This is a genomic window from Mesorhizobium sp. L103C105A0, assembly GCF_000502215.1.
In the GTDB taxonomy this organism is placed as follows: domain Bacteria; phylum Pseudomonadota; class Alphaproteobacteria; order Rhizobiales; family Rhizobiaceae; genus Mesorhizobium.
In genome coordinates, this window is sequence record NZ_AYXF01000005.1 from 125,470 (window position 1) to 150,441 (window position 24,972).

Genomic DNA, 24,972 nt, shown 5'->3' on the forward strand with positions numbered 1-24,972 from the left:
GAGCGCATCCACTGAAGTTCTCCCAGTGTGGACGCGCCCTCAAATGACACCAGCGGGAGCCGCCTGTCAATAATTAAATCACTCTTATTTATTATTGACAGCTTTGCGCGGTTCACTCATTCTGCCGCAAAAGCAGTAAGAATAAACCAAGGGAAGGAACAAGGGTGGAGACCGGCATTGCGAGGCACGGTTCGCCCGAGGCGGCCGCCAGCCGTCTCCACCGTGGCACCAACCAGAGCGGCATGCGCGACCACAATGAGCGGCTGGTGCTGTCGTTGGTTCGCCAGCACGGCAGCTTGGCCAAATCAGACATTGCGCGCATGACCGGGCTTTCAGCGCAGACCGTCTCGGTCATCATGCGCGAACTGGAGGAAGACAGCCTGCTGCTGCGCCAGGCGCCGTTGCGCGGCAAGATCGGCCAGCCCTCCATCCCGATGGCGCTGAACCCCGAAGGCGCCTTCTTCATCGGCCTCAAGATCGGCCGCCGCAGCGCCGAACTGGTGCTGATCGATTTCCTCGGAACTGTGCGTTCCATGCTGCAGCACTCCTACCGCTATCCGGCGCCGCGCGAGACGGTGGAGTTCGTGACATCAGGCATGACGACGATGCGCGCCGAACTGACACCTGCGCAGGACAAGCGCATTGCCGGGCTCGGCATCGCCATGCCGTTCGAACTGTGGAACTGGGCCGACACCGCCGGCGCGCCACGCGACATCATGGACGAATGGCGCCATCGCGACATTCGCTCCGATATCCAGGCGCAATGCGAATTCCCGGTCTATCTGCAGAATGACGCGACGTCGGCCTGCGGCGCCGAACTGGTGTTCGGCCAGACCGGCGGCGCGCGCGACTTCGTCTATTTCTACATCGGCGCCTTTGCCGGCGGCGGCATCGTGCTCAATGGCCGGCTTTTTGGCGGACCGACAGGCAATGCCGGGGCGCTGGGTTCGATGCCGGTGCCGGGACCAGACGGCAAGCCGACGCAGCTCATCGACGTCGCCTCGATCGCCATGCTGGAAAAGGCGCTTAACGCACGCGGCATTGACGGCTCCTATCTCTGGACCTCGCCGCAGGAATGGGGCGAGATCGGCGCCGATCTGGACGACTGGATTGCCACCGCCTCGCAGGCGCTTGCCTACGCCATTGTCGCGGCGTCCTCGGTGATCGATTTCGAGGCCGCGGTGATCGATGGCTGGATGCCGCTCGCCGTACGCCGCCGGCTCGTCGATGCCGTCAGGCAGGCGATCGGCACCATTGACGGCGAAGGCCTGAAGCTTCCGGTGGTGCGCGAAGGCACCGTCGGCATCCATGCCCGGGCGCTGGGCGGCGCCAGCCTGCCGCTGTCCGAACGCTTCCTCATCGGTTCGAACACCATTTCCCGGAGCACCTGAATGCTGATCGGTATTCCGTCGCTGCTCGGTCCGGAGCTTCTGGCGACATTGCGCGCCATGGGCCATGGCGACGAGATCGCGCTTGTCGACGGCAACTATCCGGCGGAAGAACAGGCAAACAGGCTGATCCGCGCCGACGGTCTTCACCTCATACCGGTGCTTGACGCCATTTTGAGCGTGCTGCCGGTGGACGACTTCGTGCCGGAAGCGCTGTTTCGTGCCTCGGTAAAAGGCGATCCCTCGGTCGCCGATCCGGTCCACCATGAAATCGAAACGATCTGCACCAGGCGCGCGCCGGGCCGCAAGGTGGTTGCGCTGGCGGGCGCCGACTTCTATGCACGCGTCCGGTCGGCATATGCGATCGTCGGGACCAGCGAACCCCGGCTCTACGCCAACATCATCATCCGCAAGGGCGTGATCTATCCGCCGGAGAACAAGAAATCATGATCCTCTGCTGCGGCGAAGCCCTGATCGACATGCTGCCGCGCACCACGACACAGGGCGAGCCGGCCTTTGCGCCCTATGTCGGCGGCGCGGTGTTCAACACGGCGATCGCGCTTGGCCGCCTCGGCGCGCCCGCCGGCTTCTTTTCCGGCCTGTCGTCGGATCTGTTCGGCGGCCAGTTCCGCGAGGCGCTCGGCGCAAGCAAGGTCAGCTCCACCTATGCGCACACCTCCCCTCGCCCGACCACGCTCGCCTTCGTGCGGCTCACCAACGGCCAGGCGACCTACACTTTCTACGACGAAAACACCGCCGGGCGCATGCTGACGACAGAGGATCTGCCGAAACTGGGCGCCGAGATCGAAGCCATGCTGTTTGGCGCCATCAGCCTGATTTCGGACCCGGCGGGTGCTGCCTACGAAGAATTCATGAAACGCGAGCACGAACGCCGCGTCATGATGCTCGACCCCAACATCCGGCCGAACTTCATCCCCGACAAAGCCAAGCACCTCCGGCGCATCCGCTCGATGATGGCGATGGCCGACATCGTGAAGCTATCGGATGAGGATCTGCACTGGTTCGGCGAGGCCGGCTCGCATGAGGACGTCATCCGCAACTGGCTGGATCGCGGCCCGAAGCTGATCGTCGTTACCCACGGCAGCGAAGGTGCCGTCGGCTACAGCAGGGAACACAAGGTCACGGTGATGCCGCATAAGGTGGAGGTGGTCGACACGGTCGGCGCCGGCGACACTTTCAATGCCGGCATTCTGGCCTCGCTGCACGAGCAAGGCCTGCTCACCAAGGCCGGGATCGGCGGCCTTTCGGAGGACGCCATCCGTCAGGCGCTGGCGCTCGGCGCCAAAGCGGCGGCGGTGACCGTGTCGCGGGCCGGCGCCAACCCGCCCTGGCGGCACGAAATCGCCTGATCCACGCTTAGTCCGCCGCCAGCCGCTGCAAGCAGCCGATCACTTTATGTTTCCGCGAGCCGGAAAGACGGACTGATCAGCCGGATTAATAGGCGGCGAAGCCCGGATTTCCGGCATCTTGCGGCAATGCAGGGAAAGCCTGAAGTAACAGGCTGCGACACCTAGACAACCCGTCCCGCGGCCGGTCCGGCTTTCTAGACCGGCCCAACTCTGGTACCAGCGGCCCGGTTAAGTTGTTGTTTCTGTGCGTGTCATTGTCCCCGGGGCAGCCCGCACCACACCGTTTTGAGGCCGACATGCAGTTCATCGATCTTGGCGCGCAGCGCGAACGTATCCGCGACCGGCTGAAGGCCGCGATCGACAATGTCGTCGAGGAAGGCCGCTATATCCTCGGACCGCAAGTCACCGAATTCGAAAACAAGCTCGCAGCCTATATCGGCACCAAGCATGTCGTGGCCTGCGCCAACGGCACCGACGCGCTGCTGTTGCCGCTGTTTGCCGCCGGTATCAGCCCCGGCGACGCGGTGTTCGTGCCGAGCTTCACCTTTGCCGCGACGGCGGAAGTGGTGGCGCTTGCCAAGGCCGAACCAGTGTTCGTCGATGTCGAGGCCGAGACCTACAACATCGACATCGCCAGCCTCGAGGCGGCGATCGCCATGATCAAGAAGGAAGGCCGGCTGAAGCCGAAGGCGATCATTCCCGTCGACTTGTTTGGGCTTGCCGCCAACTACGAGGCGATCATGGCGATTGCCAGGCGCGAAGGGCTGCTGGTGATCGAGGATGCGGCGCAGTCGATCGGCGGTTCGGCCGACGGCACAATGTGCGGCGCCTTCGGCCATGTCGGCTCGACCAGCTTTTATCCGGCCAAGCCGCTGGGCTGCTACGGCGATGGCGGCGCGATGTTCACCAATGACGACGCGCTGGCCGACCAGCTGCGCTCGTTTGCGTTCCACGGTAAGGGCGGGACGCAGTATGACAATGTCCGCGTCGGCATCAATTCACGCCTCGACACCATCCAGGCGGCGATCCTGATCGAGAAACTCGCCATCCTCGAAGACGAGATGGTCGCCCGCCAGGTCGTGGCCAAGCGCTACGCCGAAGGTCTCGGCGACATCGTCAAGGCGTCACGCAATCTGGGCGGTGGCCGCTCGGCCTGGGCGCAATACGCCATCGAGACGCCGAAGCGCGACGGGTTGAGGGCGCATCTCGGCGAAAAGGGCATCCCTTCGGTGATCTATTATGTGAAGCCGCTGCACGAGCAGGTCGCCTATCGCGACTATCCGCGCACGCCGACCGGGCTTGCGGTTTCGGAGGAACTGCCGAAGCGCATCCTGTGCCTGCCGATGCATCCCTATCTCAGCGAAGCCGACCAGGACCGCATCATCGAGACGATCCGCAACTACATTGGCTCGAACTCGGCGCATGTAGCGGCGGCGTAAGTTACGCCGCGTCCGCCGCCTTCCCGCTCGCAATAAAATGCGGGTTGGCGAAATCCTCGTCGTCGCTCTGTTTGCGCTTGCCATAGGTGAGCGGCTCGCCGTCCAGCGTGCGCGTCATGCCGCCGGCGGCGCGCAGTACGGCGTCGCCGGCCGCCGTGTCCCATTCCATGGTGCGGCCGAAGCGCGGATAGATGTCGGCTTCGGCTGCGGCGAGCAGGCAGAATTTCAGCGATGAGCCGACCGAGACGATCTCGGCGGCGCCGAGATCCTTGATGAAGGCTTCGGTCTCCGGGGTGTTGTGCGAGCGGCTGGCAACGACCGCCAGCGGCGTGACCGCCCTCCTAACCGAAATCCGCCGGCGGCCGACGATACGGAAGTCGCCATCGACCTCGATTGCTTCGGCCCAGCCCGGCCGTCCAGAGAAGAACCGCCCGCTGCACGGTGCGAAGACGACGCCGATCTCCGGCACGCCGTGCCGGACAAGCGCGATGTTGACGGTGAAATCGGTCCGGCGGTTGACGAATTCCTTCGTTCCATCGAGCGGATCGATCAGGAAGAAGGCGCCATCCAGATCGGGCGGCACAATGCCTTCGGCGACCTCTTCCTCGGCCACGCAGGGAATATCGGGATAGGCCGCACGCAGGCCGGCGAGGATGATCGTCTCGCTCTCGCGGTCGGCTTCCGTGACCGGCGAGGAGTCCGACTTGCTGTCGACCGCGCAGCCGGCCTTGAAGACCCGCATCACCTCGCGTCCGGCTTCGAGCGCCAGGCGCTCGAACACGTCGAGCATCACTTCGTCGTCAGATGCCGCCGCCGCTGTCATATTGGTCTTCGGCAATGTCGCGCTCATTCAGCCAGTGTTCCAGAGCCTCTACCATCTCCTCGGCCGTCTTGCCGAGTGTCTTGAGATGGATTTCGGGATTTTCGGGAGCTTCATACGGGGAATCGACGCCGGTGAAGTTCTTGATCTCGCCATTCAGCGCCCGTGCGTAAAGGCCTTTCGGGTCGCGTCGGGCGCATTCCTCGAACGGCGTATCGACGAACACTTCGACGAACTCGCCGTCGGCCATCAACTCCCTGGCCATGCGCCGCTCGGCGCTGAAGGGGGAAATGAAGGAGACGATGACGATCAGCCCGGCATCGGCCATCAGCTTTGCCACTTCGGCGACACGGCGGATGTTTTCGACCCGATCGGCGTCGGTGAAGCCGAGATCGCGGTTGAGGCCGTGGCGGACATTGTCGCCGTCGAGAATGTAGGTGTGGCGCCCGGAAGCGAACAGCTTCTTCTCGAGCAGGTTGGCGATGGTCGACTTGCCCGAACCGGAAAGGCCGGTGAACCAGAACACGGCGGGACGCTGGCTCTTCAAGTCGGAACGGCCACGCTTGCCGACATCGAGCGACTGCCAGTGGATGTTTTCGGCGCGGCGCAAGGTATGCAGGATCATGCCGGCGCCGACCGTGGCATTGGTGATGCGGTCGATCAGGATGAAGGCGCCGGTATCGCGGTTGTCGGCGAAGGTGTCGAAGGCGATCGGCGCCCGGGTCGAGATGTTGCAGATGCCGACTTCGTTCATCTCGAGCGACTTCGCCGCCTCGCGAGCGAAGTCGTTGACGTTGACGCGGTATTTCAGGTCGGTGACGGTGGCGCTGGTCTGGTCGGTCTCGGTGCGCAGTATATAGGAGCGTCCCGGCAGCAGCGCTGCCTCGTCGAACCAGACGATGTTGGCGGCGAACTGGTCGGCGACCTGCGGCCGTGCCGCCGGCGACACCAGCATGTTGCCTCTGGAGACCTCGACCTCGTCATCGAGCACAAGGGTGATGGCCTGGCCGGCCACCGCCTGGGCAAGATCGCCGCCTTGCGCGACGATGCGCTTGACCCGCGAGGCCTTGCCGGATTTGGCGACCACCACCTCGTCGCCCTGCGCGACGGAGCCGGACGCGATGGTGCCGGCAAAGCCGCGGAAGTCGAGATTGGGCCGGTTGACATACTGCACCGGAAACCGGAACGGCAGTTCGACCGCGGCCTCGTCGACCGATATAGTTTCGAGATGCTCGATCAGCGACGGGCCGGAATACCACGCCGTCTTGCCGGAGCGGCTGGTGACATTGTCGCCATAGCGGGCCGACATCGGGATCGGCACGATCGTCTGGAAGCCGAGCTCGTGCGAGAACTGCCGGTAATCCTCGACGATACGGTCGAACACCGCCTGGTCGAAATCGACGAGGTCGATCTTGTTGACGGCAAGCACGATATGGCGGATGCCGAGCAGCGAAGCGATGATCGAGTGGCGCCGGGTCTGGCGCAGCACAGCCTGGCGCGCATCGATCAGCACGATGGCGAGATCGGCAGTCGATGCGCCGGTCGCCATGTTGCGGGTGTACTGTTCATGGCCGGGCGTGTCGGCGACGATGAACTTGCGCTTGGGCGTGGCGAAGAAGCGGTAGGCGACGTCGATGGTGATGCCTTGCTCGCGCTCGGCCTCGAGGCCGTCGACCAGAAGCGCGAAGTCGATGTCGTCGCCAGTGGTGCCGTGCTTGCGGGAATCGCGCTCGAGTGCGGCGAGCTGGTCCTCGAAGATCTGCTTTGTGTCGGACAGAAGACGGCCGATCAGCGTCGACTTGCCGTCGTCGACCGAGCCGCAGGTGAGGAAGCGCAGCAGCGACTTCTTCTCCTGCGCCGCCATGTATTCGCGCACGCCGTCGGTGGGAGCGAGGCTCTTGGCCAGGATATGGCGCATGCTCAGAAATATCCCTCGCGCTTCTTCTTTTCCATCGAGCCGGCTTCATCGCGGTCGATGAGGCGGCCCTGGCGCTCGGAGGTGCGCGCCGTCAGCATCTCGCCGACGATGGCTTCGAGCGTGTCCGCGTCGGATTCGATGGCGCCGGTCAGCGGATAACAGCCGAGCGTGCGGAAACGCACCAGACGGTTCTCCATCGTCTCACCGGGGCGCAATTGCATGCGATCGTCATCCTTCATGATCAGCATGCCGTCGCGTTCGACCACCGGCCGCTCCTTGGCGAAATAGAGCGGCACGATCGGGATGTTTTCCTGCAGAATGTACTGCCAGATATCGAGCTCGGTCCAGTTCGACAGCGGAAACACGCGGATCGATTCGCCCGGCGCGATGCGGGTGTTGAAGATCTTCCACATCTCCGGCCGCTGGTTCTTCGGGTCCCAGACATGCTGGGCGTTGCGGAAGGAAAAGATGCGCTCCTTGGCGCGCGACTTCTCCTCGTCGCGCCGAGCCCCGCCGAAGGCAGCGTCAAAGCCGTATTTGTCGAGCGCCTGGCGCAACGCCACCGTCTTCATGACATGGGTGTGGGTGTTCGAGCCATGGTCAAAGGGGTTGATACCGTCGCGCACGCCGTCTTCATTGACGTGGACCAGCAGGTCGAAGCCGAGCTTCTGCGCCATCTGGTCGCGAAAGGCGATCATCTCGCGGAACTTCCAGGTGGTGTCGACATGCAGGAAGGGGAAAGGCGGCTTGGCCGGATAGAAGGCCTTCATCGCCAGATGCATCAGCACGGAGGAATCCTTGCCGACGGAATAGAGCATCACCGGCTTGGAGAAGGAGGCGGCAACCTCACGGAAGATGTGGATGGACTCGGCCTCGAGCCGCTGCAGGTGCGTAAGCGCGATGTTCATGGACTGTGAGCGTTCTCTCGTGCAATCCAGACCTTGCATCAGATGGATCGGGCGTCCTTTTCAGCCGCCCGGTTCAAGCTTCACTGCTGGACACTATCGGTTCGTGCCGGCGTTCTAGCAGATCGCCACCTGATATAACAACGCTGGAAAGGCCGGCGGCCACACCGATCGGCAACGAATTTTCCATGAAAAGCCTAGAATCCGAAAATTCCTGCCCGACGGAGCGATAGCATTCAAAGGCCGGGAAAAATCTTGCCTGGACCGAAAGAAACGCCGGCCGGACCTCGTCGCACTTTCGAAAACCGCACCCAGCCGCTATACCGGCTCCTGAACCTGCGCCGGGCGGCATGCCGCAAATGCCGCCGCCAAACATTGTCCGTCGCCACGCGACCCAGCGCATTGTGAACCAGAGCATTGACCCCGATCTCCGCCATCAAGCAGCACGTTTCGCCGTCACGGATCAACGTCACCTTCTCCATTTTGTGCTTCTTTTTCCCGCCGGTACTGGGATCGGCGGTCAGCTTTTTGTTCAATGGCGGCGGCCTGTGGTCGGTGCTTCTGCTTGCGCTGAAAAGACGGCGTTTCAACATCGACCGGCCGATGACCGCGATGACGGTGGCCATCTATGCCTATTGCGCAGCCAGCGTGCTCGCCTCCATCGTCAACAATTCGATCGCCAGGGATGCGCCGCATCTGGCAGGGCTGATCACCTTCCTGTTTTTCCCTGTCTCATACGCGACCTGGAGCATTACCGAGAAAACCACGCTGACGCGCATCGTCGTGCTGGCGAGCGCCGCCGCCTGTTTTGGCGCCCTGCTGCTGGCGGTCGTGCAATATCACGGGCTGGGCATACGGGCCGAAGGCGGCGCCGGCAATCCGATCGTGTTCGCGACCGTCGCCTGCCTCAGCATGATGATGTGCCTGGCAGGCGCCTTATCGGGTGTCGAAAAGAACAGGGCGTTGCTGGCCTGCGCGACACTGGCCGGCGCGGTCGACATTGTCTATTCGGGGTCGCGGATCATCTGGCTGGCGATGCTGGTGGCCGGCATCGCGGTCCTGCTGATCAACCGTCGCAAGCTCAACAACAGAAACGCCATTCGGCTTTTGCTGATTGCGGGCGCGATCGGCATCGTCATCGCGGTCATTGGTCTCCCCATCATTTCCGAGCGCGCGGCCTTCCTGTTCAGCGACTGGGATGCGCTCGCCACGAAGGGCGACCACACGACCGCGCTCGGCTTGCGCGCAGCACTTTGGCAGATTGGGCTGAGCGCCTTCCACGACATGCCGATTTTCGGTCACGGCATTGCTGCAAGCCGTGAGCTGATAAAGGATGGATTCCACAATCAGTTCCACATGCCGTCCACGGGCTTCAGCCATTTTCACAATGGCTTCCTGACTGCATTGGTGGAGGCCGGGCTGCTTGGAGCCGTAACGCTCGCGGCTGTGTTCTTCGTTGCCGCGAGAAACGCGGCCATCGTGCTGCGCACCAGCACGGACGCGATCGAGCGGTTCGGCGCCACGATGATTGTCGTCACTGCGATCACCTACCTCATCGGCGGCCTGACCGGCATTCTGGTCGGCCACGACATCCTCGATGCCACACTGATGGTGTTCCTGGTGTCCGGGACATATCTTGCATCGGGCCGGCAACAAATGCTGCCGGAACAACAGGCACCGGCCCCGGCGCCCCAGGCAAGCCGGCCGTGAAAGTGCTGGTCACAGGCGCGACGGGTTTCATCGGCAGGCAGGTCGTCAACCAGCTGCGCGAAGCCGGGTTCGGGGTGCGCATGGCATCGCGCCACCCGGAACGGCTCGATCCCGTGAGCGATGCGGTTTTGTTGCCGGAATTCGATGCGCCGGCCCAGGCATTCCAGGCGCTGATGCGAGATGTCACCCATGTCGTCCACTGTGCGGCGCTCAACAATGACCGCAAGGCGAGCGAAGCCGACTTCATGGCAGCCAACGCGACACTGACCGCGCAGCTGGCGCGCGCGGCCGCCTCGCGGACAAGCGGGCGCTTCATCTATCTGTCGTCGATCCGGGCAGTAGCCGGTCCCGGTTTCAGCGGAACGATCAGCGAGGCGACGCTCCCTGCCCCGCAATGCGCCTACGGGCGCTCGAAACGCGAAGGCGAGATCAAGACACTGGAAGCCTATGCGTCCAGGCCCTCCGATGCCACGGCGCTGCGCCTGCCGCCGGTCTATGGCGAAGGCATGAAGGGAAACCTGCGTGGAATGATGCGGGCTGCCGCCATTGCCTTACCATTGCCCTTAGGCGCTTTCACCGCAGTTCGTTCGCTGATATCGCGCGACGCGGTGGCTGGCGCCGTGGCGCATCTTTTGACTCGTCCCACGCCACCGCGCCCGACCTATGTCCTGGGCGATGCTTCCCCCGTTGCGATGTTCGAAATCTTGACTGCATTCAGGCACGGATACGACGTTCCGACCCGGCTCGTTCCTGTGCCGGCCTGGCCATTCAGGCTGTTCGCCACACTGCTAGGCAGAAAAGCAGCGTACGACGCTTCCATGGCGACACAGATTTGCGACCCGTCACTGCTGATCTCGGAAGGCTGGATGCCGGAAACCGACACGCTCGGCCGGATTGAGGAACTTGCACGACAGGCCCGTCAGGTCCGGTAGATTGTGCCAAGCAGGATTTTGACGTCGAGTCCGATCGAGGCCCCCCTGAGATATTCGGCATCCGTTTCGGCGCAGAGTTTCGGATCCGACATGTCGATGCCTTTCATCTGTGCCAGCCCGGTAATGCCCGGAAGTGCGGCAAGCACACCCAATTGCCTGCGGCGTTCGATCAATTCGGTTTGCGTGGGCAGGCATGGACGCGGCCCAACCAGGCTCATCTCACCCTTGAGCACGTTCCAGAGCTGCGGCAGCTCGTCGATCTTGAATTTCCGCAGCACCTTGCCGACGGCAGTGACGGAAATTGCCGGCGCCTGATGCGAGGGCAGAGACGGCGTTCCCACAACCATCGTGCGCAGCTTGTGGCAGGCAAACGGCACCCCGTGCTGGCCGACACGGGTTTGAGAGAAGAGTGCCGGTCCAGGCGACGTCGTCCTGATTGCCAGCATGGCAAGCAGGACGAAAGGCGAGGCCAGTGGCAGCAGCAGCGCCGCCACCGCCAGGTCGAAAGCTCGCTTGGGTTCCCTCATGGCCGTGTCTGCATGCTCTAGATCCGCCGCCAGATGAAGGCCAGATAGAGCCCAAGTGTACCAGCCAGCGTCTGCCGGTAGACGCCGCTTTTCCGGAGAAGGCGCAGGCGTCGCAAGATACCGCCCTTTCGCGCCCTGATGAACAGGCCGAGGCAGGCGGCGGCATCCCTCGTGAGGATGTCGCGATTGACCGCCAGGCCGCTCAGATTGTGATCGGTCCAGACGGCGAACTCGCCCCTGAAGAGGCGCCCCAGCCGCGACAGCCTCGCCTTCCACGACACGTTGGCGCCGACCAAGTTTGCCTCATGCTGGCGGTAGCGCACCAGCGGTCGCGGGTCATAGCGGACAATGCCGCCGGCAGCCGTGACGATCAGATAGGTCCACCAGTCATGGCTGACGAACTCGGTCCTTGCCGATGCCTTTGCCAGCAACTTTCGCGCGGCGCGGTTGATCATCATCGTGTTGCCGCCGGCAATGCTTTGCACAAGCGCATTGCGAAATGCGGGTGGATGCTGGAACAGCGGCGAATACCCTTGCGCTGCTCCGGTTTCGGACATGGTCGCGGTTCTGGAGCAAAACAGCAGCGGCGTTCCGGCATCGTGCCATTGCATCCAGGCAATGGCGCTCTCCAGCCTGTCCGGCTCCCAGATGTCGTCCTGGTCGCAGAAGGCGTAGTAGTCGGCCTCGATACGCGGATCGATGATCATCGCGCGAAAATTGGCGGCAAAGCCTTGGCGAGGACCATTCGACAGGGTCAACCGGCCCTTGGACCAGCGGCTCTGCCAGGCGCCGATAATGGCCGAAGTGCCGTCTGTCGAACCGTCGTCGGAAACCCAGAGGTCGACAACAGGATGCGATTGCGCAGCCAGCGACGCGAGCTGCTCGTCAAGGAAAGCCGCGCCATCTTTCGTGCCCAGCAGCACGGCCACGCGCTGATCTTGTCTGCTCACTGGTTCAAAATCATCTGCAAACGCCTGGGAACGGCCATCGGATCGGTTTCAATAGCCAATCCCGGTCGATCAGGACAGGCTCTTTGTTTTGACGCAATCCCGGACGGAAAACCGCTCCACACTTTTCCTGGAATTGCTCTAACCAGCTTGCCCGACTGTTTTCGCAACGGTTTCCCGGCGTGCGTCACTTGGAGGCTCTTCCGCCTGATAGAGGCCGGCCATGACGGCGAGCGCCGAGGCCTTGTCCTGATCGCCCATGGCCGCCTGCAGCAATGTCAGCGCCGCCTGGACCTTGGGCCATCCCACGACATCGGTCCTGAGGCCGAAGATCTTGGGGATATCCAGCGCGACGATCTCCTCATTGCCGCCATGCAGCACTTCGTGAAGCTTCTCGCCCGGCCTGATCCCGGTGAAACGGATCGGAATGTCGATGTAGGGGCTTTTGCCGGCCATGCGGATCATGGTTTCAGCGACTTCGAGGATCGGCACCGGCTTGCCCATGTCGAGCATGTAGATGGCGTAGTCGTCCTTGCCCTGGCGCCGCTCGGCGTCGGCCGCCGACATGATGACGAGGTCGACGGCTTCGGCCACCGTCATGAAGTAGCGGGTCATGCGGCGATCGGTGATGGTGACCGGACCGCCGGCCTCGATCTGCGCCTGGAAGATGGTGGCGACCGAGCCATTGGAGCCGAAGACATTGCCGAACCGCACGGCGATGAACTTGGTGCCGGAGCGACGGCCGCTGGGCCCGGTGGCGTGCGTTTCGTGCAGCGAAGAGACGATCTGCTCGGCGGCGCGTTTCGTCATACCGAGCACCGAGGTCGGATCGACCGCCTTATCGCTGGAAATCAACAGGAACTGCGGCACCCCGCATTTGGCGGCAACCTCGGCGCAGACGAGGGTGCCCAAAATGTTGGTCTGGATCGCCGATTCCCAATTTTCCTCGAGCAGCGGCACATGTTTGAGCGCGGCGGCATGGAAGATGATGTCGGGCTTGAAATCGCTGACGACGCGGGTGATCTGGCGCCGGTCTGTGACATCGACGATGCGGCTCTTGAGCCGGACATGGTCCTTTTCGTCAACCTGCTGGTCGAGCTGGAAAATACCGAACTCCGAGATATCGGCGACCAGAACCGCCTCGGCGCCAAGTTCCAGCGACCGCTTGACCAGGATGCGACCGATTGAGCCGGCGCCGCCGGTGACCAGGACGCGCTTGCCACCGATAAAGCCGCCGATCCGCTCAATATCGGAAGCAACTGTGGAGCGGCGCAGGATGGTTTCCATCTCGACAGCGTCGAGTACCAGCTTTCCGCCTTGGCCGAGCTCCGAAACGCCGGAGAATTGGACGACGGCGATACCGCTGTGACGGGCGACACGGACCAGTTCCGAATATTCCTCGATCTCGCGTTCGGTGCCATTGCCGAAAATCAGCATGTCGAGGCTTTTGGTGCCTCTTGCATATTCTTCGAGGACCTCGACCAGGCGGGGCCGCACGGCCACCACCGGAACGCCCTGTATCTGCGTGCCCAACGGCGCGCCGTTCTCGATGGCCATGATGCCGGCGATGGAATATTCGGCCGGCTCGGCCGTGCGTGTGAAGCGGATGATGACGTCTGCTTCGCCAAGCCTGCCGACGAACAGCGCTTGTTTGATCGCCGCATTGTTTGCGTTGCGGCTCAGGATTCGCCAGCTCGCCCCGTCGCGCAGGAACCGGTAATAGAGCCGAGGCGCCGATATGATGGTGAAGGAGACGAGGAAAAAGACGATGAACTGGCGCTCGTTGAGGCCGGTCACCGGCTGAAACCATCGGACCGCCAGCGAGACGACATAGAGCGTGACGGTCAGGATCGCGCAGCTCTTCAGGATGTTGAAGAAGTCCGGCGTGGAGGCGAAACGCCACACGGTGTTGTAGAGGCCGCAATAGCGAAACAAGAGATGGCTGAGAAGAACAATGCTCACCCAGCACGCCAGGCCCGGCCAGGAGAGCGCATCGAATGAAAGTCTCGACTGCGAAAGCCCGAGACTCAGCGCCACCGCGACCAAGACCATGACCAGGTCCTGGATCATTATAATGGCGCGCCGCATCTTCGGCCGAAGTCCCGATACGGCTTGTACGTATGATGTCATTGGGTAGTACTGAACTCCAGGCGCGGGTATATCAATACCGGACAGGCACCGGATGGAACATCATCCGTCACCACTCCAGATTGCAAATTCCAAGTCCCTTGCCCAGCTATCGCAATAGCGCGGAGTCGGGGGTATCGCCAGATGTTTTTGACGAATATGTGATCAAAGGTGAATGCGGCTGTTCCGGACCAATCGCAATTGGCTGAACTGTGGCCTTTCAGGACAATTGTACAGGTCCAAAAGACATTGCTAATGGTTGCGCTCAAGATATTGCTGGGCTTCACTAAGCCGCAATCATTTGCCATACGCTCGTCGCAATGGCTATGAAATGTCCCTCGCCTCATGTGGCCATCGGACATACGAAGCGACCAAGAACGGATTGCGACACCAACAATGATTTTGGCACTGAACGGCGCCCTCGACGATATCAGCAAGGCTATGAGGCTGCATCGGGTCTGGATTGCGCTTGCTCACGAAGATATCGGCGACCAGCACAGACGCACGACACTTGGCCCGCTTTGGCTGCTGGTCAATTACATCGCGTTCGTCGGCACATTCGTTTTCGTGTTCCAGCCTGCCGGTAAGGATGCCGCAGGCTATTCCGCCTATGTCGCAATAGGCCTGATGGTCTGGTTCTACCTGATGGAAATCATCTCCTTGAGTGTTTCCCTCTTCCAGCGTGAGGAGAGCTTCATAGAGGGCACGACCCTGCCCCTGTTTGTGTACGTGATGCGGATGACGGTTCAGTCCGTCATTCGCGTGGGCTATGCGATCGCAGGTTGCATCGTGATTCTGCTCCTGAGCGGCTCGGGACTTACCCCCGCATGGCTATGGTCGCTTGCAGGGCTACTCCTGATCCTGTTCGCCACTCCAGCTGTCATCACGGTCTTCGCCTTCCTCGGCGCATTTTTTCCCGACAGCCAGTTCATCGTCGGCAACATCATGCGAGTCGGGATGTTTTTTACGCCTGTCTTCTGGATCTACAGCGGACAGGACGGCATACAGAAATACGCCTACCACTGGAATCCATTCAGCTATTTCCTGGAAATCGTGCGCGAGCCGATCACGAACGGCGCGTTTCCGATGCACGCATTCGCCGTAACGGTCTATATTTCCTTGTTCATGTGGGCGATTGCATTGTTGCTGCTTGGCCGATATCGCAGGCAAGTTGTTTTCCTGATTTGAGTTTTTTCGATGGTTTCTATCAAGCTGGATAACGTCAGTCTGGTCTACAAACTGCACGAAAAGTTGACGCTTTCCGCGCCGGATCGGCGTATGGGCGGACCAGGCGGCAGGATTGAGAGTTCAGGCAGAAACCAGTTCGTGCAGGCGCTCGACGGCGTCAGTTTCCAGCTCAAGGCCGGCGACCGATTAGGCTTGGTCGGCCCAAATGGAGCGGGCAAGACGACACTACTCAAGGTGCTCTACGGAATCTATGAACCATCCGGAGGGAACATCGCCATAGAAGGCAAGGTCGACGCCCTTTTCAACATCAACATAGGCTTTCGCCGCGAAGCCACAGGCCGCAGGAACATCGTTCTGCGTGGCTTGATCAACGGATGGACAGAAGCCGAGATCGAGGAAAAGATGGAAAGTATCATCGCTTTCAGCGAGCTCGGCGACTTCATCGACATGCCATTCAAGGCTTACAGCCAGGGCATGGCCGCGCGGCTTGCCTTTTCGGCAGCAACCGCGCTCGATCCCGAAATTCTGCTAATGGACGAATGGATCGGTGCCGGTGATGCCTCTTTTCAAGACAAGGCCCAAAGGCGCATGGACGAATTGGCGGAAAAGGCTGGCATCATCGTTCTGGCAAGCCACAATGAGAGCCTCATCGAAAGAGTGTGCACAAAAAAGCTGACGCTCAAAAGCGGCCGCGTGGAATCGCTAACGGCAGGGCCGGTCAAACACACCGGAACTGAAAAAATTGTCGTGTCATGACAGAAAGTTGCTGGAGTTGGGGCAGGGACGGGCTGGATTAGTTTGATAAAGTAATAAAGGGTTTTGCGGCAAAGGTGTTGGAGCGGCATGATTGGGGTTTACGGTGCGAACGGGTTCATTGGCCGTCATTTTGTTCGGCGGTTGGCGGTACAGGGTGTGGCAATTCGTGCCGTATCCAGAAGATTTGACCCAGAATTCCTTCGCTCCTTTGACAAGTCGGTTGACTTTGTTGAAGCCGACCTGCGTGATCCGATCGCAATGGCCTCTTCGCTGCAAGACGTCGACTCTGTTGTGCAATTAATATCGACCTCGAGTCCCGGCCTCAAGAACGACCACGTCATCGCCGATATTCAGGAAAATGTTATTCCCCATGTAGAGTTCCTGCAAACCTGTGTGCGGGCTGGCGTGAGACGCTATTTGTTTCTCTCATCTGGGGGCACGGTTTATGGCCCTGGTGCGCCAATACCTACGCCGGAGACCTGCGCTACCAACCCCATAAATTCACACGGACTGACCAAGCTCATCGTGGAAAAATACATTCAGATGCATGGACATCTCGAAGGGCTGGAATACGTGATCCTGCGGGTCGCCAATCCTTTTGGTCCAGGGCAAGCCTTCCGCAAGGGTCAAGGGCTGATCCCAGCCATCCTAGACCACTGGCAGAAAGGCCTACCCGTCCGAATTTTCGGCGACGGCCAAGCGCGTCGCGACTATATCTACGTTGAGGATGTCATCAACGCGATAGAAAGCGCGCTTGTGCTGCCGAGCACCCCCCGCCTAATCCTGAACATTGGCAGTGGCCAGGTTCGGTCCGTTACCGAGATAATTGCCGCGGTCGAATCAGCAACGGGCCACCGTTTCGAGCGCGAATACGTTGCTGCCAGAAACACTGACGTTGACATTGCCAGTCTGGATGTCTCGCGCGCGCGCTCCGTTCTGGGGTGGGTACCACGAACCGATTTTGACGAGGGCATCGCCAAGACAGTAGCAAGCATGAGCGGTACGGGGCGATAACAATGTCGCTGCGCGCACAGTATTTCGAGAAAGCCCTTGAGAAGAAGACCGGTCTCTAGCCTGCCATTCCATTCCTTGAAGAAGCGATAGGAATTTTTTCATGGGCCTAACCAGAGTAGAAATTGACCAGCCCAGAGATAGGCTTCTACGACATCCAATCGACGCCGTTAACGGTTGGATCGCGAAGCCGTTTGGTACTGAAATTTCCATTGGCTATGAAACCTTGGACGGTCGAACAGGGAAATTTCGATTATCAACGTACCGGAGGGCTGATCTTGACCCTTCTCAGGGCGTTGGCTTCACTTTTTACGTGGATTTCGTACGAAACGAGATACACAAAGCGGGAACGTTGGACCTGATATTCAGGGCTGAGGGCGAGAGGGCAGCCGACGTGGCAGTTGCCGTAACTGATGAGGCGATTGCTTTGGCTAACAGTTGCAGAGCCAATCAAGCTGCCAAGCTTGATATTTTGAAGCAAATCTTGAACCGTGACTTGCAACAATGCGAGGGCTGCGTAGCACCGTCGGCGCTGCCGGAAGGCTGGCCCATTTCGCCACAACTCGAATCTAAAATTGATGCTGTCTCTTCGCATTTCTACGGCGGAATGATTCATGAATTCCTCAAGCGATTGCCTAGTGGAGCCATTGCACTAGATGCTGGGGCTGGCCTGAGAAAGCGCCCGGTTCCAAACGTGATAAACGTAGAGATCTATGACTATCCCAGCACAGACGTCCTTGCGATAGGACAATCTCTACCCTTCAAGGATAACTCGTTCGCGGGGATACTATCACTGGCTGTTCTCGAGCATGTAGATGACCCCTTCCAATGCGCAAGGGAACTGGTACGGGTGCTGAAGCCCGGTGGCAAACTTCTTCTGATGATCCCATTCTTACAGGCGGAGCACGGTTATCCGTCCCATTATTTTAATGCAACTCGATCTGGTGCAACGAAGCTATTTGAGCAGCTCGACGTTGAGAGCCAAACGATCCACCGCTCGAACCATCCAATAAACACATTAAATCAGATACTTCGAGTCTATCATTCGGGACTTGATGCTGGAGTGCGAGAGGAATTTCTGAACATGCCGGTGCGAGAGATTTTCTCGCTGGCTGAACGGTTTGAAAGAGATGAAGATCCCCCTCTTACGCGTCTCTCGCTTGAAAAGCAGTTCGAAATCGCGTGGGGCACAACGACGGTATTTTCAAAAAGAGCGTGAAACGTCCATTAGGCGAGTGCTACGAAACCAAGGATATGCTTCCAAGCGAGGTGCCTCGATGGCGATTTGGTGATGCCTTATCAACGGTTATCCTGAAAAGGCCCGTGTTTGACGCGGCTCCGTCAAACTGTGGATAGATCGCAATCCCATTGATACTTTCCGCGTCAATGGTGATCACGTTCTCGCCGTGGAATAGCTGAATCCTGTCGGTGAGGCCGTCAGTGTAGCCGTCGCCTGTGTTGACACATAGATCGATAAAGGCCGGAGCGCTGCGCCTTACAAACGATAGATATACCCGCTTGTAACCTGCTAGGCCTTCGAACAGGATGTGCGGTTGATCACCATCCTTCTGGATCCAATTGTCGACCAGAGATAGTCCTACATTACACTGGAAGGCCTCAATCGCGTCTTTTGATCCGAAATCGAAACTCTCCGCCTTTGATACCCGGGCCGTCCAGTCTTCCTTCTTGGTTCTGACGTAGCCGCGCTGCGGGTCGGTCATCGCGAGAGCTCGTTCGCGCTCGTCCTCCGATGGCCGCAGATGGAGGAAGGCGCACAACTCATCTAATAAATTCGAGGGCTTCAGCACCGCCCGCTCATAGTTGACGATCATGAGAGGACAATCGATCTCTTGAGTTGCAGAAGCTACCTGCGCCAAGCGTGTTGCCGAGAAGCTGAATGCATCGCGAAAATTTACATCCGATTGCTTCATCTGACTCTCGGCTATCGCGGCCAGATTGCGGAACACAACGATCACGAATGGGTTGCGAAGGTGAGGCAGCAACCGCACGATATACTCGGAAGAGTGGGGCATCTTCCAGCCCCATACATTGTACTTCGCGTCACGATGAGCGACTACCTTCTTGATCGCCTGTAGGTCTTCCGTGATGAATTCTGGATCTTCATGGTTGTTGCCGAGGTTCCGCCCAAGGTTGACCCCAAGCTCCCGCGCTATCCCAGCGACCATCGATGTCCCGCCGCGCTGCACTCCAATGATCACGATTGTCTTGGTATTAGTGTCGAAGCCGGGCTTGACAATCATGTAATGTGGTCTCCGCTGGGAAGGCGGGGCTTCCTAGCGGTGATAGGAAGCATCTTCAAGATCGTTCCCACTCAAATTCCTCTCCACCGAGACCGAGCCAAGATGCACAGTTCCACTCAGATTTGTTACGAGGGGCGCGCATGGACGGCCTCCCTAGATAGGGACTCGAGGAATGCCGCCAACTTGTCTGCCTCGGAATCCCAACTGCCTGCCCTCGCGCGTCTCAAGCCCGCTTCTGCAATCCTAGCTGCTCCGACCGGGTCTTCCAATAGCCTGATCAAGGCTTGTGATATCCCATCCACACTCATATCGCAGTATACAGCCTCCTCATCGGACATGAGCCACTCAGACTGAGGCCCTCTGTTAAGCACTACAGGACAGCCGCAAGCTGCGACTTCAAGCGGGAGCAACGAAAGATTGGTTGCCGAGAGAATTAGGGCGACGTCGCATTGTGAGTAAAGGTCCGGCAATTCTCCAATGGAAACCGTGCCTGCATTGAGATGATGAAAAGGAATCTCGTACGCTCCGACATCCCAACCTGCAAAGATCACCGCAACATCCGGAAGCCTCTCACAGACTTTCTTCAGAGCGAGAAGACCCATTTCGAATCCACGTCTCGGGGTGACTGGCCTAGCATAGAAAAGTATATGCCTTACGGAGCCCGAACGTCTTCTTTGCGGATTATAAAGACTGAGGTCACAAGCGAACGAATACGGAAACGTCGTCATTCCATATTCTCGGCTAAGTTTTTCTGCCAACCATGTCCCGGCAGTAATACCTGTCATACCAAGCTTATAGGTATTCTCTGCAAACGAATATTCGCTACCATGCGCATAAAATTCTGGTTCAAAATCTTGAACAAAGTATAATTTATGCTCTGTGTCGCGAAATTTGGAAACCCAATAGGCGGTCTGCCAGCCCGTGGCAACCAGATAATTGCACGGCTCGATTGAGCGAACGCCGAGCGAAATTGTAATCCCGTGATCTCCGAAAGCCTGGTTGAACGCCATTTGCGCTTCTTCCACAGAATTCCATCGATGCGGTTCCATAACCACGACATGCTGGTTGGGGAACCCTCGATCTTTCAGAAGTCGCATCATGCGAACAATATTTATGTGGCCACCTGAAGACGCATTGAAGTCTGGGATTACCCACGTCATCGAGCCGATCGGAGTATTCTCATGGGTGATCCTCAATCCGAAACCCTGCTCCTCCCCCAGAAGAAATTCATAGTGCCCAATAGCGTCTTGTTTGCCCTGAATGACTGGCGGCATCGTTGCAATCACTCGAGAAACAGCCTTGCGTGTCGCGACCCGCCATCCCTCTCGCCGTACAGTCCTTGCAAATTTTGAAAGATTTGATGACAGCATATCCAAAACGACCCCTATCTAGCGTGCAATTGCTTGTCTCTGGACAACGCATTACCGTATTTTCTCGCAAACTTAGAACTATTGGTCCCGATGTAATACCCGACCTGTCGCGCTAAATTATCTAGAGGTTTCTTGAAAGTAGCTACGGGATGAGAAATTACCCAACCATTCTTAAACGCGAGCGCAACATCGCGCGCGCTGGTTCTCAAAGCTTGCCCGAACAAATACCGCACTGTCGGGCACAACTTGTATCCGAACAGCTCTCTGAATGCCTTTGCTTCATCATAACTTCGCTGCACCCTTTGCCATAGAGAGTATTCATGAGAATGGTTCACCAACGAATCCCATGAAAAGGCCTTACGAAAACCGGCTTCAATTACCACCTTTGCCCATAGTTGATCTTCTGCAAAATCAACGTCTGGATAAGGATAATCTTGCCACACAGACTTGCGTAAACAGGATGAATTGTCAGAATAGAAATGAAATACCTGTCGAACGCCCTGCGTTTTCGAATACAATCTCGCGTCGCTGATCCAGACTTTCGGCCAATTTCTTAATCCCAAAAAATGAGTGTCGATCTCCCAAGCCGTGAACGGCGTTGCGTCCTCGTAGGCTGCATGGCGACCGAATACACCAGCAACCTGATCATCCTCCAAGAGCGGTCTCACCAGTTCCTTCAACCAAAAAGAATTGGCGGGACAAGCATCATGTGTTAGGAAAGCGCAGAATTCTCCCCTTGCTTCACGAACGCCAAGGTTCCTTGTCCTTCCGTGCCCAAACGAGCAAGGCTCTATCTCGATTAATTTGAATCTAGGGTCGTTGGTCGGCACCAATTGCTTAGAGCCGTCCTTTGAGCCGGAGTCGATAACAATTACCTCAAATCCCTGTTCGAATTCCTGTTTGGAAACCATCTCGATGACGCGCTTGAATTGCGGCAGTCCGTTCTTCACAGGAATAATCACGGACACTAAAGGCTTCGCTGCTGAAAATACCCGAAGTTTATTGTTTGGATCGGCGCTCATGGTCTCATCCGGTTTTCGAATTGTCGCTCGTCCTATTCCGCGAAACAGGAGAGTTGGAGGTCCGATGTGCACCGGGAGTTAATTTTCGCCCGACCTTTCCAAAGCCAACCAAAAGGCGCTTTGCTGCTCTCATCGGCATGGCTACGCGCCATGAGGTGCTTGCATAAACGGCATCGAGAACGCTACGCAGCCGCTTTTCCTCGGAGCGCGCTTGCTCCCGCTCGGCAAGCAACTGTCCGGCCAGAGCCTCATGAGCCTTGCTCTCGCCCGCCAGCCTCGCGATTTCGGCATCGTGCTGCGCGATCTCATTCGCGATCTCGACATCGCGCTGCGCGATCTCATTGGAGAGCGCCTCTATGCGAGCCATTTGGTGTTCGACCAGTTCCCGGTTGGTTTCAATCTCCTCTTCCATTGTCGCACGACGCAACGACCATGGATTCCCGGTCTCATCGATCGGTATGTTTACCGTACCGTTCAGGGCCAGCATGCTGCCCTCGACAAGTGCAACCCGGCCTTCCACACGACGGGGACCCAGAACATTTTCCTGTGACGGACGTTTGGCGACGATGCAAAGCGAGTTCAAGAACCCGATGGAGTGGATCGAAGCCAGGGAAGTTTCCTCGAACACGGCGTCGTACTTCTGAGAAAACGCGGCCAGTACATCGACACGAAGGTGGTGTAGTCCCCAATGCTCATAGTTGACCACGTCAAGCAGACGTTTGAAAAATGACATGGAGGAAAGAGGATCATATAGGCCGCCCTCATACTTACCCCAGTAACTGCAGTGCAAATCTTCAGCTACGTACAGGCCTCCCACCGCAAGATGAGGGAAGTAGCGGGCGAAAGAGCGTATGATATCCGAGGATCGGTGCGAGCCGTCATCAATAATGATGTCGAATTTTGCGGTCTGGGCGACAATGTCGCGTTCGACGTCGGCGGTGTTGGCATCGCCGACGATAACTGCGATCTTCTCATCATCGAAGGTCAGCTTACCACTGGCCGCATTGATATCGCAGCCTACAATAAGCTCCGCTTGCGGAAAATACTGCCGCCAGATTTCCAGCGAACCGCCGTTCTGAACGCCAATTTCCAGAAGTCGAACAGGCTTGTTTCGGAAATCCGCAAATATATCTTCATATGCGTCCAAATAAATCGACCATTTGTCCGATATTTTTCCGGTATGCTCCTCGTATATGTTGCGAAGTGACTTATCTCTTCCCTTTGTCGACCTCGCGTCCTGCAGTGCGTCAGGTGATGGATACTTTTTCATGTTATCAATGCCAGTTTCGTCTCTCCGCTCAAGAGACGGTGTGCCACCACTTCCGTCGCTTCCGGCCACTCCGGGGACGTCCATCCGAACACGGCAGAGAATTTGGCCGTCGACAGCCGCGAATTGCGAGGGCGACACGCCTTGGTTGGGTAGTCCTTGGTCTCGACGTTACCTACCCGCGCATAAGGACCACCATGAGCGCGGCTGGTCTCCAAAATATGACGGGCAAAGCCGCTCCAGTTGATCCCCCCGGTGCCGGCCAGATGATAGATGCCGTAACCGTCAAACGCCTCGTCGCCGCGCAACACCGCCGCCGCATGCAGGATCGCGTCGGCAATATCAAGTGCGGATGTCGGATTTCCCCATTGGTCGGCGACCACGGCGATCTCGTCGCGGTCGCCGGCCAGCCGCAGCATGGTTTTCACGAAATTCTTGCCGAACGGGCTGTAGACCCAGGCGGTGCGCAGGATCAGATGGCGCGGATTGACGGCGGCCACGGCCAGCTCGCCGGCAAGCTTGGAGGCGCCGTAGACGCCGAGCGGTGCGGTGGCGTCGGTCTCGACATAGGCGCCGTCCTTGGTGCCATCGAAGACGTAGTCGGTCGACAGATGGATTACGGGCACGCCGAGCTTCGCGGCCGCCTCGGCGACCTTGCCGGCGCCGACGGCGTTCACAGCGAAGGCAAGATCGGGCTCGTCCTCGGCCTGGTCGACGGCGGTGTAGGCGGCAGCCGACACCACGATATCCGGCCGCGCTGCCGCGAGTGCGTCGAACACCGTATCGGGCCGCGCCAGATCGAGCACTGGGCGGCCAAGGGTGACGACCTCGATGCCATCGCGCCTCTGCCCGGCCTCCAGCAGGCTGGCAGCGACCTGACCGTCGCGTCCGGTGACAACCAGCCTCACGCCGCGCCCTTCCTGCCTTCAACCTGGCCGCGCGACCGGACTTGCCCCAGCCGCTCGCCGGCGTAGCGCTGCTCGCGGATCGGTCCCCACCACCATTTGTTGTCGAGGAACCAGTCGACGGTCCTTGCAAGGCCGCTGTCGAAACTCTCCGCCGGCGCCCAACCGAGATCCCGGCCGATCTTGGAGGCATCGATTGCATAGCGGCGGTCGTGGCCGGGCCGATCGGTGACGAAGCTGATCAAATCGCGGTAGCTCCTGCCGCCGCTGCGCGGACGCCTGATGTCGAGCAGGCCGCAAATCGTCTCGACGACGCCAAGGTTGGTACGCTCGGAATTGCCGCCGACATTGTAACTTTCGCCGGGCTGGCCCTTTGTGGCGACCAGTTCCAGAGCACGGGCGTGATCCTCGACGAACAGCCAGTCGCGCACATTGGCGCCAGCGCCGTAGACCGGCAGCGGCTTTTCGTCGAGCGCGTTGAGGATGACCAGCGGGATCAGCTTTTCGGGGAAGTGATAAGGCCCGTAATTGTTCGAACAGTTGGAGAGCACGACCGGCAGGCCGTACGTCTCGTACCAGGCCCGCACCAGATGGTCGGATGCGGCCTTGGAGGCGGAATAGGGCGAGGATGGCGCGTAAGGCGTCTCCTCCACGAACATGCCGCCATCGAAGGGCAGATCGCCGAACACCTCGTCGGTCGAGACATGGTGGAAGCGGAAGCGCGCCTTCCTGTCCTCGTCAAGGCCGCGCCAATATTCGAGCGCCGAATTCAGCACCCGGTAGGTACCGACGATGTTGGTCTCGATGAAGGCGCCGGGTCCGTCGATCGAGCGGTCGACATGGCTTTCGGCGGCGAGGTTCATGACGACGTCGATCTCGTCGCGGTGGAGGATGTCGAGAACCGCCCGCTCGTCACAGATGTCGGCCTGCGCAAATTTGTAGTTGTGTGCATTCTCGATGGTGCGCAGCGAGGCCAGATTGCCGGCATAGGTGAGCTTGTCGAGATTGGTCACATGGTAGGCCGGATTGGCGCACAAATGCCGGCACACGGCCGAGCCGATGAAGCCGGCACCGCCTGTCACCAGAAAATTCATGGCGCTCTCCTCACA

22 protein-coding genes are annotated in these 24,972 nt (G+C 59.3%); 10 read left to right on the plus strand and 12 right to left on the minus strand.

Features of this window, described 5'->3' with window-relative positions:
• Positions 1–164: 164 nt before the first annotated feature.
• The 4 genes from X727_RS148505 to X727_RS148490 all read left to right on the plus strand — a co-directional run bounded on the left by X727_RS148505 (position 165) and on the right by X727_RS148490 (position 4,197).
• Positions 165–1,391, plus strand: a complete 1,227-nt coding sequence (locus X727_RS148505; RefSeq protein WP_023743702.1) for an ROK family transcriptional regulator — start codon at positions 165–167, stop codon at positions 1,389–1,391.
• Positions 1,392–1,838: an RbsD/FucU domain-containing protein gene (locus X727_RS148500; RefSeq protein ID WP_023684581.1), complete on the plus strand. Its 447-nt coding sequence runs from the start codon at positions 1,392–1,394 to the stop codon at positions 1,836–1,838.
• Positions 1,835–2,758: a carbohydrate kinase gene (locus X727_RS148495; protein WP_023684582.1), complete on the plus strand. Its 924-nt coding sequence runs from the start codon at positions 1,835–1,837 to the stop codon at positions 2,756–2,758. The genes X727_RS148500 and X727_RS148495 overlap by 4 nt, the downstream gene beginning before the upstream one ends.
• 296 nt (positions 2,759–3,054) lie before the next feature.
• The gene (locus X727_RS148490; RefSeq protein WP_023743701.1) at positions 3,055–4,197 is read left to right on the plus strand and encodes a DegT/DnrJ/EryC1/StrS aminotransferase family protein; all 1,143 of its coding nucleotides are present in this window, start codon (positions 3,055–3,057) and stop codon (positions 4,195–4,197) included.
• Position 4,198: 1 nt separating this feature from the next.
• On the opposite strand, the gene cysQ is transcribed toward X727_RS148490, so the two are convergent.
• Genes cysQ through cysD form a run of 3 tightly spaced genes read right to left on the minus strand, consistent with a single transcriptional unit; the run spans position 4,199 to position 7,843 of the window.
• Positions 4,199–4,987, minus strand: a complete 789-nt coding sequence (gene cysQ, locus X727_RS148485; protein ID WP_031196090.1) for a 3'(2'),5'-bisphosphate nucleotidase CysQ — start codon at positions 4,985–4,987, stop codon at positions 4,199–4,201.
• Positions 4,988–4,997: 10 nt separating this feature from the next.
• Positions 4,998–6,935: a sulfate adenylyltransferase subunit CysN gene (cysN, locus tag X727_RS148480; protein WP_023684584.1), complete on the minus strand. Its 1,938-nt coding sequence runs from the start codon at positions 6,933–6,935 to the stop codon at positions 4,998–5,000.
• Between the two features lie 2 nt (positions 6,936–6,937).
• Positions 6,938–7,843 (minus strand): sulfate adenylyltransferase subunit CysD, encoded by a 906-nt coding sequence (gene cysD / locus X727_RS148475; protein ID WP_023670717.1) that lies wholly within the window; start codon positions 7,841–7,843, stop codon positions 6,938–6,940.
• Positions 7,844–8,257: 414 nt separating this feature from the next.
• Here cysD and X727_RS148470 point away from each other — a divergent pair, with 414 nt between their 5' ends.
• Together X727_RS148470 and X727_RS148465 are read left to right on the plus strand one after the other, a co-directional pair.
• Entirely contained in the window at positions 8,258–9,550 is a 1,293-nt protein-coding gene (locus tag X727_RS148470) for an O-antigen ligase family protein (protein ID WP_031198404.1), read from the plus strand.
• Positions 9,547–10,482, plus strand: coding sequence for an NAD-dependent epimerase/dehydratase family protein (locus X727_RS148465; protein ID WP_023743700.1), 936 nt, complete (start codon positions 9,547–9,549; stop codon positions 10,480–10,482). Before X727_RS148470 ends, X727_RS148465 begins: the two co-directional genes overlap by 4 nt.
• On the opposite strand, the gene X727_RS148460 is transcribed toward X727_RS148465, so the two are convergent.
• From X727_RS148460 to X727_RS148450, 3 genes are all read right to left on the minus strand, one after another.
• Positions 10,470–11,009 (minus strand): sugar transferase, encoded by a 540-nt coding sequence (locus tag X727_RS148460; protein ID WP_023670714.1) that lies wholly within the window; start codon positions 11,007–11,009, stop codon positions 10,470–10,472. The genes X727_RS148465 and X727_RS148460 overlap by 13 nt on opposite strands.
• 17 nt (positions 11,010–11,026) lie before the next feature.
• Positions 11,027–11,959 carry a glycosyltransferase family 2 protein gene (locus tag X727_RS148455; RefSeq protein ID WP_023743699.1) on the minus strand — a complete coding sequence of 311 codons (933 nt, stop codon included), beginning with the start codon at positions 11,957–11,959 and terminating at the stop codon, positions 11,027–11,029.
• Between the two features lie 138 nt (positions 11,960–12,097).
• Entirely contained in the window at positions 12,098–14,086 is a 1,989-nt protein-coding gene (locus tag X727_RS148450; protein ID WP_031204331.1) for a nucleoside-diphosphate sugar epimerase/dehydratase, read from the minus strand.
• A gap of 393 nt (positions 14,087–14,479) precedes the next feature.
• On the opposite strand from X727_RS148450, the gene X727_RS148445 reads away from it, so the two are divergent.
• The 4 genes from X727_RS148445 (at position 14,480) to X727_RS1000000165620 (ending at position 18,257) form a co-directional block, all read left to right on the plus strand.
• Positions 14,480–15,271, plus strand: coding sequence for an ABC transporter permease (locus X727_RS148445; protein ID WP_023743697.1), 792 nt, complete (start codon positions 14,480–14,482; stop codon positions 15,269–15,271).
• Positions 15,272–15,280: 9 nt separating this feature from the next.
• Positions 15,281–16,027, plus strand: coding sequence for an ABC transporter ATP-binding protein (locus tag X727_RS148440; protein ID WP_023743696.1), 747 nt, complete (start codon positions 15,281–15,283; stop codon positions 16,025–16,027).
• A gap of 87 nt (positions 16,028–16,114) precedes the next feature.
• Positions 16,115–17,041: an NAD-dependent epimerase/dehydratase family protein gene (locus X727_RS148435; RefSeq protein WP_023743695.1), complete on the plus strand. Its 927-nt coding sequence runs from the start codon at positions 16,115–16,117 to the stop codon at positions 17,039–17,041.
• A gap of 100 nt (positions 17,042–17,141) precedes the next feature.
• Positions 17,142–18,257: a class I SAM-dependent methyltransferase gene (locus X727_RS1000000165620; RefSeq protein WP_050591296.1), complete on the plus strand. Its 1,116-nt coding sequence runs from the start codon at positions 17,142–17,144 to the stop codon at positions 18,255–18,257.
• Positions 18,258–18,276: 19 nt separating this feature from the next.
• On the opposite strand, the gene X727_RS148425 is transcribed toward X727_RS1000000165620, so the two are convergent.
• The 6 genes from X727_RS148425 to rfbB form a co-directional block, all read right to left on the minus strand.
• Positions 18,277–19,299: a sulfotransferase family protein gene (locus X727_RS148425; protein ID WP_023743693.1), complete on the minus strand. Its 1,023-nt coding sequence runs from the start codon at positions 19,297–19,299 to the stop codon at positions 18,277–18,279.
• Positions 19,300–19,424: 125 nt separating this feature from the next.
• Positions 19,425–20,669, minus strand: coding sequence for a glycosyltransferase family 4 protein (locus X727_RS1000000166575; protein ID WP_032889279.1), 1,245 nt, complete (start codon positions 20,667–20,669; stop codon positions 19,425–19,427).
• A 14-nt stretch (positions 20,670–20,683) separates the two neighbouring features.
• The gene (locus tag X727_RS1000000166580) at positions 20,684–21,691 is read right to left on the minus strand and encodes a glycosyltransferase family 2 protein (protein ID WP_081726137.1); all 1,008 of its coding nucleotides are present in this window, start codon (positions 21,689–21,691) and stop codon (positions 20,684–20,686) included.
• Positions 21,692–21,695: 4 nt separating this feature from the next.
• Positions 21,696–22,961, minus strand: coding sequence for a class I SAM-dependent methyltransferase (locus X727_RS1000000168550; protein ID WP_023834459.1), 1,266 nt, complete (start codon positions 22,959–22,961; stop codon positions 21,696–21,698).
• Positions 22,958–23,866: a dTDP-4-dehydrorhamnose reductase gene (gene rfbD, locus X727_RS148415; RefSeq protein WP_023743690.1), complete on the minus strand. Its 909-nt coding sequence runs from the start codon at positions 23,864–23,866 to the stop codon at positions 22,958–22,960. Before rfbD ends, X727_RS1000000168550 begins: the two co-directional genes overlap by 4 nt.
• On the minus strand, positions 23,863–24,957 hold the full coding sequence (gene rfbB, locus X727_RS148410; RefSeq protein ID WP_023725246.1) for a dTDP-glucose 4,6-dehydratase: 1,095 nt from the start codon (positions 24,955–24,957) through the stop codon (positions 23,863–23,865). Before rfbB ends, rfbD begins: the two co-directional genes overlap by 4 nt.
• Positions 24,958–24,972: the final 15 nt, after the last annotated feature.

Bases quoted from the DNA above. Each gene is read 5' to 3' on its own strand.
- X727_RS148500 (WP_023684581.1), top strand. From the start codon at position 1,392: ATGCTGATCGGTATTCCGTCGCTGCTCGGTCCGGAGCTTCTGGCGACA.
- X727_RS148495 (WP_023684582.1), top strand. From the start codon at position 1,835: ATGATCCTCTGCTGCGGCGAAGCCCTGATCGACATGCTGCCGCGCACC.
- X727_RS148490 (WP_023743701.1), top strand. From the start codon at position 3,055: ATGCAGTTCATCGATCTTGGCGCGCAGCGCGAACGTATCCGCGACCGG.
- cysQ (WP_031196090.1), bottom strand. From the start codon at position 4,987: ATGCTCGACGTGTTCGAGCGCCTGGCGCTCGAAGCCGGACGCGAGGTG.
- cysN (WP_023684584.1), bottom strand. From the start codon at position 6,935: ATGCGCCATATCCTGGCCAAGAGCCTCGCTCCCACCGACGGCGTGCGC.
- cysD (WP_023670717.1), bottom strand. From the start codon at position 7,843: ATGAACATCGCGCTTACGCACCTGCAGCGGCTCGAGGCCGAGTCCATC.
- X727_RS148460 (WP_023670714.1), bottom strand. From the start codon at position 11,009: ATGAGGGAACCCAAGCGAGCTTTCGACCTGGCGGTGGCGGCGCTGCTG.
- X727_RS148450 (WP_031204331.1), bottom strand. From the start codon at position 14,086: ATGACATCATACGTACAAGCCGTATCGGGACTTCGGCCGAAGATGCGG.
- X727_RS148445 (WP_023743697.1), top strand. From the start codon at position 14,480: ATGATTTTGGCACTGAACGGCGCCCTCGACGATATCAGCAAGGCTATG.
- X727_RS148440 (WP_023743696.1), top strand. From the start codon at position 15,281: ATGGTTTCTATCAAGCTGGATAACGTCAGTCTGGTCTACAAACTGCAC.
- X727_RS148435 (WP_023743695.1), top strand. From the start codon at position 16,115: ATGATTGGGGTTTACGGTGCGAACGGGTTCATTGGCCGTCATTTTGTT.
- X727_RS1000000165620 (WP_050591296.1), top strand. From the start codon at position 17,142: ATGGGCCTAACCAGAGTAGAAATTGACCAGCCCAGAGATAGGCTTCTA.
- X727_RS148425 (WP_023743693.1), bottom strand. From the start codon at position 19,299: ATGATTGTCAAGCCCGGCTTCGACACTAATACCAAGACAATCGTGATC.
- X727_RS1000000166575 (WP_032889279.1), bottom strand. From the start codon at position 20,669: ATGCTGTCATCAAATCTTTCAAAATTTGCAAGGACTGTACGGCGAGAG.
- X727_RS1000000166580 (WP_081726137.1), bottom strand. From the start codon at position 21,691: ATGAGCGCCGATCCAAACAATAAACTTCGGGTATTTTCAGCAGCGAAG.
- X727_RS1000000168550 (WP_023834459.1), bottom strand. From the start codon at position 22,961: ATGAAAAAGTATCCATCACCTGACGCACTGCAGGACGCGAGGTCGACA.
- rfbB (WP_023725246.1), bottom strand. From the start codon at position 24,957: ATGAATTTTCTGGTGACAGGCGGTGCCGGCTTCATCGGCTCGGCCGTG.